The organism is Arthrobacter sp. P1_D4, from assembly GCF_056406115.1.
This window is the reverse complement of record NZ_JBFUAU010000003.1, coordinates 152,055-165,346: the sequence shown is the minus strand read 5'-3', so window position 1 is coordinate 165,346 and position 13,292 is coordinate 152,055. Positions and strand designations below refer to the sequence as shown.

The window sequence follows — 13,292 nt, the reverse complement described above, 5'->3', positions numbered from 1 at the left end:
CGTCTCCATCCGGTCGAGAGGTGTCTCCGGCGGCCCCGCCCTTACACGTAATTGCCAAACCAGGCGAGCGTGTCGTTCCATGCGGCCGTGGCCTGCTCCTGGTTGTAGCGCGGCCCGGTGTCATTGTGGAAGGCGTGGTCCACGCCGGGATAGATCTTGAGCTCGTTCCGGACATCAGTTTTGGCCAAGGCATCCCGGAGCGCCGGCATGGCGCCGGTGATCCGCTGGTCAAGTTCGGCGTAGACGCCGAAGACGGCCGCCTTGATGGCCGGGACCTTGTCCAGGTCAGGCGCGGGTCCGTAGAACGCCGAGGTCGCCAACAGGCCCGGGATCGCCGTCGCCGACTGCCACGTGATGCCGCCACCGAAGCAGAAGCCGTTCATGGCGATCCGCCCGTGATCAACGAAGTCCTGGGCGTTCAGGTAGTCAAAGCCGGCCGTGAAGTCGGAAACGTGACGCTGCGCCCCGGCCTGGGTCAGTGCTCCCGGGACAGCGTCCGGATCCATACCTGCGGTACCGCCTTCCCTGCTCAGCAGGTCCAGGGCCAGTGCGGCGTATCCGGCTTTGGCGAAGCGGCGCGCCACATCCTGGATATGCGGTGTCAGCCCGCGGTTCTCGTGGCAGACCAGCACGGCCGGCCCGGCGGCCCCATGGTCGGGCCGTGCGAGATAGCCGCTGATGTCGGTGCCGCCCGAGGCGAATTGCACGGTCGCCGTCGTGAGTCCGGCCGCGCCCTCCGGGACCGACAACGGGCTCTTGGCCCCCGGCACCGCGCCCGCGGACGCGGTGCCGGACCCCGGCGCGGACGAAGTCGGCGTCGGCATGGGGTCGGTACTGCGGGGAACCTCCTCGGGCGTGCAGCCCACCAAGAGCATCGCTGCCGAGGCCGCCGCCATGCTGCCGGTGATGAACGCCACCCGGCGCGTGAACGTGTGCTGGCTCATGGCGCCGGAGCGGTAGTCGTCGAAGAATTCCTCAATCAGGTACTTCTCAAACTTGCCAAGCTGGGTCATGGCGGGCCTCCTCAGTGTGCCGATCATCCTCCTCCGAAGTCAGATGTCCGGCAAGGGGCCTGCACAGGCCGGCCCGACGGCGCCACTTGCCAACAATGACGACGACGCCTCGACGCAGCCCCGGCACGAGGCCACAACGGTCAAACGCGCGCGCAGCCTTCTCCCAGCCGCCTGAGGCCAGCCATTTCAGTCCTCGGGTTCCGGGGGCCGGGCAGGCCGGCGCCCCGACAGCGTCTGGACTGCCTCTGCGATGCCCTCATCCCCTCGTTCGATCTCTTGCATGTAGAGTCTTCCGCTCGTAATGAGGCCGTCCTCGATCTCGAAGATCGTCACCCCGCGCATGTCGAAGGGCCGCCCATCAGTCCGGGTGCCGGCCCAGGTCCATTCACTCCACGTGGTATTACCGTCGTCCACGGAGCGGAGCACTTCTGCGTGAAAATCGGGAACGCCAGCGAACATCGCTGCCCAGTTCGCGTGCATCTGCGCCCGTCCCACAAATGCCCTGCCCGGGTGGACCGGCTGCACGCTTTGGTACGACTCATGGAACAACGCGGCCGCTGCCTCAAGGTCGTGGTCATTGAACGCAGCAAGCAGGCGTTGGATATATTGGCTGACGTGATCACTCCTCGGTGTGGCGGAGCTCGTGCTCTGTTTCATGCACAGCCCCATTAACGGGCCCCCACTAGGGCCGGGATCCGGCCAGCCCGCATCGTCAATCTACGCCTCCGCCGTCGCCCGGTTCCAGACCGACTAGGTCTGGCCGCACAGGTCCGGACCGATCGGGCCCAGACCGGTGAGGTCCAGGCGCCAATCGGTCCGGGAATTCCTGAACTGACGCGGGCACCGCTAGCCAGTAACCTTGTAGGTGCTCGAATTCCATGTCAGGCGGCCGCGTTGAAAGTCCGAGGCCCGGCCGACAGAAACGGCATACTCGTCCCGGGTCGGATAGCCCAGCCGGCTCCTCTCCCAGCCGAGGGAGGCCCACCTCGCCCGGATCGCACCCAGCACATAGTGCGCCCCTGACTTCGGCGACCAGAAAATCGAGTTTCCACCTCCGCCGGAAAAGTGCTGGTACTGCCCCACGCCATCAGCGGCGCCCCTCTCGTCTGTGGTCGGGTAGCCCAGGCCCGTCTCCCAGCCCACGGCCGCCCACTTGGCCCGGATCGCACCGAGCACATAGTGCGCCCCGGTCTTCGGCGACCAGAAAATCGAGTTTCCACCTCCGCCGGAAAAGTGCTGGTACCTCCCCACGCCGTCAGAGGAGCCTCTTTCGTCTGTGGTCGGATAACCCAGGCCCGTCTCCGCGCCCACTGCCGCCCACTTGGCCCGGATCGCACCTACAATTGCGTGTGCCTGGGTCGATTTCGACCAGTAAATCGAGGACCCGCCCGAACCGGAAAAGTCGCTGTACCGCCCCACCCCGTCCGGACTGCGCTTCTCATCCGTGATCGGATAGCCCAGGGCCCCTGTCTCCGCGCCCAGCGCCGTCCATTTGGCCCGGATCGCACCGAGGACAAAGTGGGCCCCGGTCGTCGGGGTCCAGTAAATCGAGGACCCGCCCGCCCCGGAGAAGTGGTTGTACCTTCCCACTCCGTCCGTCGAGCCCTTCTCGTCGGTCGTCGGGAAGCCGAGCACGCCCGCGGCAGCGCCCGCAGCCTTGTAGCGTTTGTAAACCTCTCCACGTACCGAATGTGCCCCGGTCGCCGGGGACCAGCAGATCACACCCTTCACATAGTCCTGGCACTTCCCTCCGGCAACGGGATACTCCAAAGTCAGCGACCGGCCAAGGTTCGACCGCGGGTCGCCCGCACCGATTTTCCACGCGTAGGCGGCGATGGGGTCGTCGGTGCCCTTCCCGGTGAGCATCACCTTCAACGCACCCTGGCCGTCGTCCGCCGTGATCAGGTAGTAGGTTTCCGAAGTTCCCGCCTGCCCAAAGGCCGTCGGCGTGAAAGTTACGCTCTGGAAGGCGGATTCGCCCGCAGGAATCTTCAATCCCTCGGCAATGGGGGTGGTAGTTGAAAAGACCCCCAACGGCGCTTTCGCCTTGGTGATCGTCATGGGTACGTTACCGGTGTTGGTGATCTGGAATGCCCTGGTGGCGGAGGTCCCCACGGGGACGTCACCAAAGTCCAGAGTGCGTGGCATCTGCAGGTGCGCCGCGCCCGAGACGGCGGTCGCGGTCACCTTCACGGTTACCGACCCGCGGTCACTGGTGACGACGAGCGTGTCGGTCACGGGACTCGTTGACGTGGGACTGAACGTCATGGACACTGCCACCGACGCGAGGGGCTGGATGGTCTGCCCCACGCCCGGCACCGTGGCGGGGTCGACGCGGAGCTGTGCGTTGGCCGGCAGCGTGACCCCGGTGATCCTGGCGACGGTTGTGCCGGTGTTGACGATGTTGACGGTCTGCCGGCTGATCGTTTTTGTCGGGACGTCGGTGAACTGCACCGTGGCCGGAGTCGCGCCCAGGCCCTCCTTCGTGCCGACGCCGTGGACGCCGAGGAGGTCGGTTTCGCCGTCGGCCGTTTTGACCGTCAGGGTGCCGTCCGCCTGGCCTGGAACGGTCGGCGAGAAGCTCACGGGTACCGTCATGCTTGCGCCCTTGGCCAGGTTCCGGGGCAGCGTGAGCGTGGTTCCGATCTTGAACGGGGCGCTTGTTGTGATGGAGCTCACCGTTACCGCCCGTGACGCGGTGATCGTCACGTTCCCGGTCACGGTCTTCCCCACCGCGACGTTGCCGAGGTCGGTGTTCTTTGCCCCTACCGCTGATGTTGTCGGGGCGCCGAAACCCAAGACCTGCCCGTCCCGGGTGCCCACGTAGACGCGGCCCTTATCAGTGGCCACCGCGGAGAACTTGGCCCCTATGCCCAGGGGGGCGCTGAACACTTCCTTGAGGTTCCCGGTGTTGTCCGGTATCGCGCGGTAGGCGCGCAGTTCGGCGCCGGCTCCGGTGCCTCCGCTGACATAAACCACCCAGACCAGGGCGGAGGACCCGTCCTTGCCGGAGGACGTCACCACCGGCGAACCGGAGCTGAACCCGAACGTGCCGGCGGAGGTCCCGACGGCGGCGAGGCTGACCCCGCCCGAAGCGCCTGGGACGATCTTGAAGGCGCGAAGGTACCCGTTGTTTTCGACGACATAGAGGTAGCCACCGTTGCTTGTCCCGAGAAACGCGGGCTTTCCCCACACTCCGCTGTACGGACCGGCCTTGTCCAGGACGGCGTCGGTTCCGCCAGGCCCCTGCGCCATGCCGCCCAGGTTGTCCCGGTCCAGAAGGTACATGTGGCCGTCTTTGCCGATTTGGGCCATCAGGTGCGGGTGCGCTGCGGTGCCATAGCCGTCCGGGATCCCGACGGGAGCGCCGGACCCCAGATCGGCGTCGTTGCGGTTCAGTTTCGCGTTGTCGGCCGGGCTGAAGAAGTCGGTGGCTTTCAGGTTGCCGTCACTGCCGACCCGGAGCCGGACCACCGCCTCCGCCAAGGTGGTGGGCGGCTTCGATCCCGGGCCAGGATTGGGTGAAATTCCGTTTCCCGTGGTGAACAGGATTTGACCGGGACCGTCGGACACGAGTCCTCCGCCGGATTGCCAGATCCCACCCTCCGCATTGGCGTTGCCGGATTCGGTCGCCCACATTGTGGTCTGCCGGCCCGCGGTAGATACGCCGACGACGTAGCCGACGAAGGGCGTGTAGTCGCAATGGCTGGCAAATCCCGCATACACGACCCCGTTCATGAGCAGCAGCCCGGGGCGCTGCATCGCGGTCATGGCATTGAACGGGCGGCTGGGGTCGTTCGTCGGCGCGCCATCGATGACGACGGGGAAGCCGGGCTTCTCCACCCCGGTGGCCACATCGAGGGAATGCATGTACCAGTGCGGGAGCTGGGCCGTCGCCCCGTCGTTGGCCTTCGACAGCAGGAAGACACTCTTCGTAGCCGGGTCGTAAACGGGGGTGGACGTGATTCCGATGTTGGGCGTGAGGTCACTGCAGCGCACCGTCGACGCCGGCCACGACGGTCCGAGTTTGCGCGACCACTTGGCCGCACCCGTCGCGCTGTCCAGACCGTAGACGGCATTGTTTTCCGTCGCGGCAATCACGGTCGTGCCAACCACGAGAGGCTGGGCGTAGACCTGCCCGTCCACTTTTGCGGAGAACAGTTTGCCGAAATTTGAGGATGCGACAGCCGACGGCGAGAGTCCGGCCTCGTCCTGGTCCCATCCGGTCCTCAACGAATCGTGGGCGATGGTCCCCACGTCCGCGACGGCGGTCCCACCGACGGACAGCCCGGCGAGGGCGAGCGTCGCCGTCAGCAGGGACGCCCACGCGCCGCGGGACCACCCGCGTCGTCGGGGCTCAGTGGCGTGGATCCCGGCCGCCTGCTGCCGCCGGAGATGCGGTGCCCCACCCATATGTCCACCGCGCAGTCGGCCTTTTTGGAATTGGCCGGACGACACCCAAGATTCTGTTTGATCATGCATGGCTGAGACCCGTTTCTGACCACTACATTGACTTTATTAACCCAGTACTTTGGAGCCTAGAAGCGGGGTGTGATGAGCGCGCGAGTGGAGGCTACTCGACTTTTCGACGGCGATTCCCGTTTTCTTCCGAGTGCTACTTGCACCGTCGGCGGGCGCGCCCGAGTGACTACTTGCCGGGCCGCGGAATCGCCCCAGCATTCCGGCCCGGGCCGCGGAATCGCCCCAGCATTCCGGCCCGGGCCGCGGACTGCCCCGGCGTCGCGTTAGGCTCCCCCCATGTCGCCCGATCGATTCCTTGCCGAACTGGCCCACTCCCTGGACCACCTCGGCACGCTCGCCCGGCAGCCGCGGGGCACGCTTGCCGGCGCCGTTCCGGCGTGCCCCGCCTGGACGCTCGAGCAGCTCTTCGGGCATCTCGGCTCAATCGAGAGGTGGGCAGCCGGGGTGGTCCGGACGGGCAGCTTTGTCCAGGAACCTGCACCGCCGGCCGAGGGCGCCGCGGCCTGGTTTCTGGCGGGCACCGCACCCTTCCTCGAGACAATGACGGGCCTTGATCCCGAGAGCGAATGCTGGACCTTTGGCCCGCCGCCGCGCACCGCCCGGTTCTGGCTTCGGCGACAGGCCCACGAACATGCCATCCACCTGGTCGACGCCTGCCAGGCGCTTGGCCTGGAGATCCCCGCGCTGGCCGACAACTTCATGCTCGACGGTGTCGACGAGGTCCTGGCGATGTTCGCGCCGCGGCAGCTGCGGCTGGACCGGATGGCGCCCCCGGACAAAGCTGTGACCTTCCAGGTGCCAGGGGCCGCCAGCTGGACACTGGGACCTGGTGCCGCCGTGGCCTTGATTTCCGCCCCAGTGCCGGTCATGTATCTGGGTCTTTGGGGTCGATCCAACCTGGCAGAGAACGCCGTCATTGAAGGTGACGCCGCCGCGGCCCTGCGTGTGCTTCGGGGTCCGCTCACACCGTGAGTTCCGGCATCGGGATTAGGATACGAACACGTCCCGCGAAGCCGTGGACGCTCCACGAGCCGCACGATGCTTTCGTGACCGCATGGTCGAAGGGAACCCAAACGCATGTCAGAGCAGGCCACACCCGGCACCGCAGGTCTCTCCACGCCCCGGGCCAGATGGGGAATTCTCGGCACCGGGTTCATCGCCGGGCTGCAAACGCCGGACCTGATCGACAACGGCTCGGTGGTCCAGGCCGTCGGCTCCAGGACCATGGCATCCGCGACCGAGTTCGCGGCCCGGTTTCAGATCCCCACGTCCCATGGAAGCTACGCCGACCTCGTGGCCGACCCGGACGTCGACGTTGTCTACGTTTCGACGCCGCACCCGTTCCACCACGAGAATGCGCTGTTGGCCCTTGACGCCGGTAAACACGTGCTGATCGAAAAGCCCTTCGCCATGAACGCCTGGCAGGCCCATGAGATCGTGGAGCTCGCCGAGACGAAAGGGCTGATCGCCCTTGAGGCCATGTGGACCCGCTACCTTCCGCACATGGTCCGCATCCGTGAGCTGATTCGGTCCGGCGCCCTGGGCGAGGTCCGCACAGTGATCGCTGACCACAACCAGAATCTGCCCAAGGATCCGACGCACCGCCTCAACGACCCGGCGCTGGGCGGCGGAGCGCTCCTGGACCTGGGCATCTACCCCGTCTCCTTCGCCTTCGACGTCTTCGGGGCGCCGACCGGGATTCGGGCAGCGGCCAGCATGACTGAAACCGGAGTTGACCGGCAGACCGCGATGATCTTCGAATACGGTGGCGGGCAGCAGGCCGTGCTGCACTGCGCGCTGGACACGGCAGGACCAAACCAGGCCTCGATCATCGGAACCGAAGGCCGGATCGAGATCCCGTCAGTCTGGTACACGCCGTCGGCCTTCACCAGATACGACGCCGACGGAAACGTCGTCGAGCGATTCGATGAACCCGTCACCGGCCGCGGCATGCAATACCAGGCGCAGGAAATGGAGCGGCTCATTGCGGCCGGCTCCATGGCCACCGACATCCTGCCGCCCCGGCAGAGCGTTCAGGTCATGGAGGCCATGGACGAAGTTCGGCGCCAGATCGGCCTCGCGTACGCCAGCGACGACAAGGACCACGGGCGCGCCTAGTACCGGTGCTGGGGCGGCCCCAGTTTCCATGAGAGGCACCGCCGCCGCTCACCCTCTCCCGATCAGCCCGGCCACGCGATCGAGTTCTTCATCCAGATTGTAGAAATGTACCGCCAGCCGGATTCTGCCCTCCCGGACCGATGCCACCACGTTGGCCTGGCGGAACCGCGCCAGGACCGCCTCGGTGTCTGTCACCGGCACGGAGAAGATCGTGGAGCGGTGCTGCTCGGCGAACGGCCTGAACGCGGAACCCTGCGCCGCCAGGGCATCCTGAAGACGCAGGGTGAGCCGGACGTTGCGATCGAGCAGGGCCCCGATGCCGAACCTGCGGAAGATGCCGAGCGCCGCCTGCTCGGCCAGGGCTGGAAACCAGGCCAAGGAGGCGTCGAGCTTCGAGGCCGTGGGTGAGAGGTCCATGGCCGGTCCGTAGAAGCTCTCGGCCGGGTTGCGCGCGGCCTTCCAGCCGGGACCGACGGGCTGGATCCGGTCAAGCAGCCCGCTGCGGACATAGAGGTAGCCCATGCCCCTGGAGCCGAGCAGGAACTTGTGGCTCGCGGCGGCCAGGAAATCCACGCCGTCGCGCACGACATCCAGGGGCACCGCGCCCGCGGCCTGGCAGGCGTCGACGAAGAACCAGGCGCCGGAGCGGGCCGCAACCTGGCTGAGTGCGGCCAGGTCCGCCCGGTAGCCGTTGGCCGAATGGACGGCACTCACTGCGATGAGACGGGTGCCGCCGTCGGCCGCCTGGCCAAATTCCTTGGCCGTCATGCCGTCACCGCCCGGTGCCACGGCCCGGACCTCGTAGCCGCGGTTGCGGAGCAGGAGCCAGGGGTAATAGTTCGAGGCGAATTCGTTCCCGGCAACCACGACGTTCTCGCCGCGCTTCGCCGGCGGCAGGTTGGCGGCTACTATCCCGGCGGCTGTGCTCACGGCCGGGACGATCGCGATCTCCCCCGCCGTTGCCCCGACGATCTCCGCGAATATGGTGCGTGCCTCCTCCCCTGCCCGCTCGGCATCCATCCAGTCGAACCTGCCGGCGGACCAGCGCGCGACGGCCAGTTCGTAGGCCTCGCGGGCGGGTGCACAGCCGACGTTCATCGAGGCGGTGTTGAGATAGATGGTCTCCTGCAGGCCCGGGAAGAGTCCGCGAATATCGGCCGCCTGCATGGCAGGGACCTCCTAGCCGTGCCCGCGCGCGGAGTCCAGGCCCTTTGCGTAGGCCGCCTGCCCCACGTGCTGGAGGCAGTCGGCAACCGTGCTGACCAGCCGCACCCCGAGGGTGACGGGCGGGTCCCAGCGGGTATCGACGATCCGGTCGAGGTCGTCGTCGCCGAGGTTCTCCAGGAAGTTCACGGTCTGCCGGTGGACGGCTTCGTAGTATTCGAGCAACAGTTCCGGCGGTGCCTGCACCGCGTCTACTTGGCCGCTCGTATGGCCGTAGCCGGTGTCCCGTTTGGAGAGCGGCAGGCCGAAGCGGGCGGCAAACCCCTCGGAGGTCCACACCTGGTCCAGGCCCGCGGCGGAGGCGACTTGCGCGTCCTCGACCCTGCTGAGGTGCCAGATGAGCCAGGCCATTGAATTCCCGTTGCCTCCGGGCCGTCGGAGCAGGGTGGCATCATCCACCCCGGCCAGGGCCGCGTCCACCGTCTCACGGATCCGGCCGAAGGCATCCAGCAGCAGTTCATTGGATTTCATCGCGTCCCCTCCCTGTGCATGATCGGAGTGCTGTGCATGATCGGTGATCCCCATGCTTGCATGGAGGCCGCACCGGCGGATAGGGCCGGGCATCGCCGTGCCAACCGCGCACGCGGAGACGGTGCCGGGGGGGCAACACGGCCACGCGCAGTTCCGCAGTCCGCCAGGTCTTGGCAGCGGCGACCCCCGCGCCTACCCTTACGGATTATGAGCAACTTGTTGCCTGTAGCGCAGCCGGTTCGGGCGACGTCCAGTCGCTGGGAACGCCGGGACAAGTTCCATCTCGCCGGCATCACCGGCTTCGTCTTCCTGCTCAATGTGGTCGGCTGGAGTGTGCTGACCCTGGCCGTGGCTCCGCAGAACTTCGCGCTGGGCCGCTCCGGCGTGTACGGGGTGGGGCTGGGCGTTACCGCCTTTCTGCTGGGGGTGCGGCACGCGTTCGACGCCGACCACATCGCCGTCATCGACAACACCACCCGCAAGCTGGTCGGCGAGGGAAAGGCCGCGCTGGGGGTGGGCTTCTGGTTCTCGCTGGGCCACTCCACCGTGGTGTTCGGCGCGGCGCTGCTCCTGGCCCTCGGCGCGAGGGCCATGGCCGGCACCGTGCAGGACGGGGACTCGGCGCTGATGCAGACGCTTGGACTGGTGGGAAGCGTCGTGGCTGGAACGTTCCTGATCCTGATCGGCCTGATGAACCTCGTCTCGGTGGTCGGCATCGCCCGGGTGTTCCGCGGAATGCGGACCGGGGAACTGGACGAGGCTGAGCTTGAGCACCAGCTCAACAACCGGGGCTTCCTGGCAAGGCTCCTCGGCGGAACCATCCGGCGGATCACCAAGCCATGGCACATCTATCCCGTCGGTCTGCTGATGGGCCTGGGATTCGACACTGCCTCCCAGGTAGCCCTGCTCGTGCTCGCCGCCGGTTCCGCGGCCTTCTCCCTGCCCTGGTACGCCATCCTGGTCCTGCCGGTGCTGTTCGCCTCCGGAATGAGCATTTTCGACACCGCCGACGGCGTGTTCATGTCGAGGGCTTATGGGTGGGCGTTCCTGAAGCCGGTCCGCAAGGTCTTCTACAACCTCACAGTCACGGTGCTCTCGGTGATTGTGGCCCTGGTGGTCGGTGTCACCGTGCTGCTTGGGCTCGTGGCGGGCAAGTTGGGACTCGAATCGGGGCCGGCGGCCGCCATCGGTTCGCTGGACCTCGAAAACGTCGGGTACATCATCGTCGGCCTCTTCGTCATCATCTGGCTGATCGCGCTCGCCGTCTGGAAATTTGGCCGGATCGAGCAGCGCTGGAGCCACGCCGGCACCAGCTGAGCCGATGCTGGCACAACGTAGGTCAGCAGCTGGGCGAGTCGAACTCGTAGGCCCCCGAATCGGCAGCGGCCGTCCCGTTGCAGTCCCCGTCCTGGGGCACGGGACTTCCGGCGAGGTCGACGGCGGACAGGCTCGTTCCGGCGCGGTCGATGGCCGGGCCGGTGCCGGGAGGCCCACCGCCAACCAGCCGGCCGTGAGGATCAGGGGCTTACGGCTGCGCGGGCAGAATTGATTCTCATGGCGTGTGGGCGGGGGTTGTAAAAAGCTTGGGCATGATCAACCAGAGCTTTATCTCAAACAGCGCTGTATAATTTATTTTGGTCAACAAAAGTGCCTGACCGGACCGGTCCCAGCGCGGAGACGTCGCACCGCCTACCTCAGTTCCTTCGTTCTGGAGTCTTGCCATGATGCCGCGCCCTACCCGCCCAGCCCTGGACAATCCGCCCCGCAGGCGTCGGTGGAGGCGGGGCCTGCGCATGGCGGGGGTGGTGGCGCTGAGCGTTGCCGGCTTGCTCGCCGCCTCGACGTCGGCCAATATCATCCTGGAACAGATCGAAAAGTCCCACACGGTCGCATACGGCGAAAAGGTTCACCTCATTGAGGGAACCATCAATGTCATCCGCACCGGCGAGACCGGGCCGACGGTCGTGCTGCTCAGTGGACTCGGGACCCCTGCCCCGGGGCTCGATTTTGCCCCCTTGGTCCGGGAAATGCGCGGCTTCCGAACAGTGATTGTTGAGGGATTCGGCTACGGCTTAAGCGACATGACTGCCCGGCCAAGGACCGTAGAAAACATCGCCGAAGAACTTCATGAAGTGCTGTCAAAGCTCGGCATCAGGGCGCCCTACACTCTCATGGGCCACTCGATCGCCGGCTTTTCCACGCTGTACTACGCGAACAAGTATCCAGCGGAGGTGTCCGCCGTTATCGGCATCGACCCCACCGTCCCGGCCAGCAGGATGTCTACGGGCGGAACCACCGACCACGCCGAGGTGCCTGCAGCGGACTACTGGTGGGCGCATGCACCCTCGACCACAGGCCTGGTCCGCTGGGCCACGGCGCTGGGTTTTGGAGAACCCGGCGGCGGCAGCTTCACGGCAGCTGAACGCCAACAAATGCGTCAGATAGCGAGCTGGAACTTCGGCAACCCGGCAGTCACTGATGAAACTCTCCGGATGGGCGAGAATGCCGCCAAGCTCCAGGATCTCCGCTACCCCGACGCCCTTCCGGTGCTCTACTTCCTGTCACAGGACACGATGAACCAGCAGCCGGACTGGTACGGCGCGCACGAACGGCAGCTGGCCAACGTACGGCGCCACGAGCTGGTGGTCCTTGGGGGCGAGCACTACCTGCACTGGACGCAGTCCAAGGCCATGGCAAAGAAGATCACCGAGTTCCTGCGCCACGGCGGCACCCAGTAGATCTAGTGGAGAGATTTATCGGTCGGCAGGTCCGGCGGGACCAGGAGGGCCCGGATCGTTGACGGAAGGATCTTTGCCGCCGCCACCTCATCCAGTCGTTCCGCCCGGATTTCGGCCGCCGCGCTGTGGAGGATGGCGTAGAAGCAGGCGGCCTGCCACGTGAGGGAATGATCGGTACGGAAGATCCCCTCACTCCTGCCCTTTTCCAGTACCGACACCACCCGGGCCAGCGGCTTGTCGTGGTGAGCCCTGATTTGGTCGGCTGAGAGGTATGGTTCGGCCGCCGCCAAAAGCGCGTTGAATTGATGGAGGACCCGCCAGGATGACTGGACGATCTCCTGCAGGGAGTTCCAGGTGTCTTGCTCGATGTCTACAGCGGCGAGTTCGGCCTCGGCGCGGTCCATGGCCCTCTCGAACACGGCGCCAACCAGGTCCTTCCGGTCTGCGAAGTGCCCGTAGAGGGTCACCCTGCCCACCCCCGCAACCCGAGCAATTTCAGCCATGCTTGCCCCGGGATTGTCACTGAGGCGTGTCAACGCGGCGTCAATGATGGCATCTTTGTTCCGGACGGCGTCCGCCCGCTTGGTGCGTTCTTTCTGCACTTCCGGCACCGGCCCTCCCAGCCCCTTCGACTACTCAAACAATGATGTTCAGGTTACCAGCGAGAACACTTCAGCGGCCCGGACCATCCGGTTCGGGTGAGGTGCCGGCCGGCGGAGCGGTCCTATGGTCAGGGCATGGGACTATTGCGGCACCGGCATGACGAACCCATGGGCGAGCGGTTTCAGATGCGCGAGAAACTGCTGTCGATCGGGGACGACTTCTGGATCGAAGACAGCCACGGCCAACGCGCCTACAAGGTCAACGGCAAGGCGGTCCGAATCCGGGACACGTTCGTTTTGGAGGACGCCTCGGGAAACGAGGTGGCGCGCATCCAGGAGCGCAAGCTCTCGGTCCGGGACAAGGTGGCCATCGAACGCGGCGGCGACACCGCCGCGACGGTGCACAAGGCCCTGGTAGGGTTCCGGGACCGCTTCTCGATCGACGTTCAAGGCGGCCCCGACATGAAGGCACACGGCAACATCGTCGACCACGAGTACGAGATCGAGCGCGACGGCCATACGGTCGCCACGATCTCCAAGAAGTGGTTCCGCGTGCGCGAGTCCTACGGCGTCGAAATCGCGGGCGGCGAGGACGTCCCGCTCCTCCTGGCGATCACCGTCGCCATCGACTCCTTGACCTAGCC

The 13,292-nt window shown here is 66.3% G+C and carries 11 protein-coding genes; 5 read left to right on the top strand and 6 right to left on the bottom strand.

The annotated features are described in order from the left end of the window. Positions 1-41: 41 nt before the first annotated feature. The 3 genes from AC1D0A_RS05020 to AC1D0A_RS05010 all read right to left on the bottom strand — a co-directional run bounded on the left by AC1D0A_RS05020 (position 42) and on the right by AC1D0A_RS05010 (position 5,426). Entirely contained in the window at positions 42-1,013 is a 972-nt protein-coding gene (locus AC1D0A_RS05020) for a dienelactone hydrolase family protein (protein ID WP_243177294.1), read from the bottom strand. A gap of 186 nt (positions 1,014-1,199) precedes the next feature. Then, on the bottom strand, positions 1,200-1,670 hold the full coding sequence (locus tag AC1D0A_RS05015; RefSeq protein WP_476943462.1) for a nuclear transport factor 2 family protein: 471 nt from the start codon (positions 1,668-1,670) through the stop codon (positions 1,200-1,202). 189 nt (positions 1,671-1,859) lie between these two features. Then, complete coding sequence (locus tag AC1D0A_RS05010) at positions 1,860-5,426, bottom strand: choice-of-anchor D domain-containing protein (protein ID WP_476945299.1); 3,567 nt, start codon at positions 5,424-5,426, stop codon at positions 1,860-1,862. A 345-nt stretch (positions 5,427-5,771) separates the two neighbouring features. Between AC1D0A_RS05010 and AC1D0A_RS05005 the strand changes: the two genes are divergently transcribed. Together AC1D0A_RS05005 and AC1D0A_RS05000 are read left to right on the top strand one after the other, a co-directional pair. Next, entirely contained in the window at positions 5,772-6,467 is a 696-nt protein-coding gene (locus AC1D0A_RS05005; protein ID WP_243177291.1) for a maleylpyruvate isomerase family mycothiol-dependent enzyme, read from the top strand. Between the two features lie 105 nt (positions 6,468-6,572). After that, on the top strand, positions 6,573-7,613 hold the full coding sequence (locus tag AC1D0A_RS05000) for a Gfo/Idh/MocA family protein (protein WP_476945298.1): 1,041 nt from the start codon (positions 6,573-6,575) through the stop codon (positions 7,611-7,613). Positions 7,614-7,661: 48 nt separating this feature from the next. On the opposite strand, the gene AC1D0A_RS04995 is transcribed toward AC1D0A_RS05000, so the two are convergent. Together AC1D0A_RS04995 and AC1D0A_RS04990 are read right to left on the bottom strand one after the other, a co-directional pair. Continuing rightward, a complete protein-coding gene (locus tag AC1D0A_RS04995; protein WP_243177289.1) occupies positions 7,662-8,780 on the bottom strand; it encodes an aminotransferase class V-fold PLP-dependent enzyme in 1,119 nt (372 codons plus the stop codon). A 12-nt stretch (positions 8,781-8,792) separates the two neighbouring features. Further along, a complete protein-coding gene (locus tag AC1D0A_RS04990; RefSeq protein ID WP_243177288.1) occupies positions 8,793-9,308 on the bottom strand; it encodes a mycothiol transferase in 516 nt (171 codons plus the stop codon). Between the two features lie 207 nt (positions 9,309-9,515). Here AC1D0A_RS04990 and nicT point away from each other — a divergent pair, with 207 nt between their 5' ends. Together nicT and AC1D0A_RS04980 are read left to right on the top strand one after the other, a co-directional pair. Further along, positions 9,516-10,625, top strand: a complete 1,110-nt coding sequence (gene nicT, locus AC1D0A_RS04985; protein ID WP_476945297.1) for a Nickel transporter NicT — start codon at positions 9,516-9,518, stop codon at positions 10,623-10,625. Positions 10,626-11,029: 404 nt separating this feature from the next. After that, a complete protein-coding gene (locus AC1D0A_RS04980; RefSeq protein ID WP_476945296.1) occupies positions 11,030-12,046 on the top strand; it encodes an alpha/beta fold hydrolase in 1,017 nt (338 codons plus the stop codon). A 2-nt stretch (positions 12,047-12,048) separates the two neighbouring features. Here the strand turns inward: AC1D0A_RS04980 and AC1D0A_RS04975 are convergent, their stop codons facing one another. Further along, entirely contained in the window at positions 12,049-12,549 is a 501-nt protein-coding gene (locus tag AC1D0A_RS04975) for a TetR/AcrR family transcriptional regulator (protein ID WP_243177285.1), read from the bottom strand. 234 nt (positions 12,550-12,783) lie between these two features. Here AC1D0A_RS04975 and AC1D0A_RS04970 point away from each other — a divergent pair, with 234 nt between their 5' ends. After that, positions 12,784-13,290 carry an LURP-one-related/scramblase family protein gene (locus tag AC1D0A_RS04970; RefSeq protein WP_243177284.1) on the top strand — a complete coding sequence of 169 codons (507 nt, stop codon included), beginning with the start codon at positions 12,784-12,786 and terminating at the stop codon, positions 13,288-13,290. Positions 13,291-13,292 lie beyond the last annotated feature (2 nt).

Bases quoted from the DNA above. Each gene is read 5' to 3' on its own strand.
- AC1D0A_RS04970 (WP_243177284.1), top strand. From the start codon at position 12,784: ATGGGACTATTGCGGCACCGGCATGACGAACCCATGGGCGAGCGGTTT.
- AC1D0A_RS05015 (WP_476943462.1), bottom strand. From the start codon at position 1,670: ATGAAACAGAGCACGAGCTCCGCCACACCGAGGAGTGATCACGTCAGC.
- AC1D0A_RS04980 (WP_476945296.1), top strand. From the start codon at position 11,030: ATGATGCCGCGCCCTACCCGCCCAGCCCTGGACAATCCGCCCCGCAGG.
- AC1D0A_RS04995 (WP_243177289.1), bottom strand. From the start codon at position 8,780: ATGCAGGCGGCCGATATTCGCGGACTCTTCCCGGGCCTGCAGGAGACC.
- AC1D0A_RS04990 (WP_243177288.1), bottom strand. From the start codon at position 9,308: ATGAAATCCAATGAACTGCTGCTGGATGCCTTCGGCCGGATCCGTGAG.
- AC1D0A_RS05000 (WP_476945298.1), top strand. From the start codon at position 6,573: ATGTCAGAGCAGGCCACACCCGGCACCGCAGGTCTCTCCACGCCCCGG.
- AC1D0A_RS05020 (WP_243177294.1), bottom strand. From the start codon at position 1,013: ATGACCCAGCTTGGCAAGTTTGAGAAGTACCTGATTGAGGAATTCTTC.
- AC1D0A_RS05010 (WP_476945299.1), bottom strand. From the start codon at position 5,426: ATGGGTGGGGCACCGCATCTCCGGCGGCAGCAGGCGGCCGGGATCCAC.
- AC1D0A_RS04975 (WP_243177285.1), bottom strand. From the start codon at position 12,549: ATGGCTGAAATTGCTCGGGTTGCGGGGGTGGGCAGGGTGACCCTCTAC.
- AC1D0A_RS05005 (WP_243177291.1), top strand. From the start codon at position 5,772: ATGTCGCCCGATCGATTCCTTGCCGAACTGGCCCACTCCCTGGACCAC.
- nicT (WP_476945297.1), top strand. From the start codon at position 9,516: ATGAGCAACTTGTTGCCTGTAGCGCAGCCGGTTCGGGCGACGTCCAGT.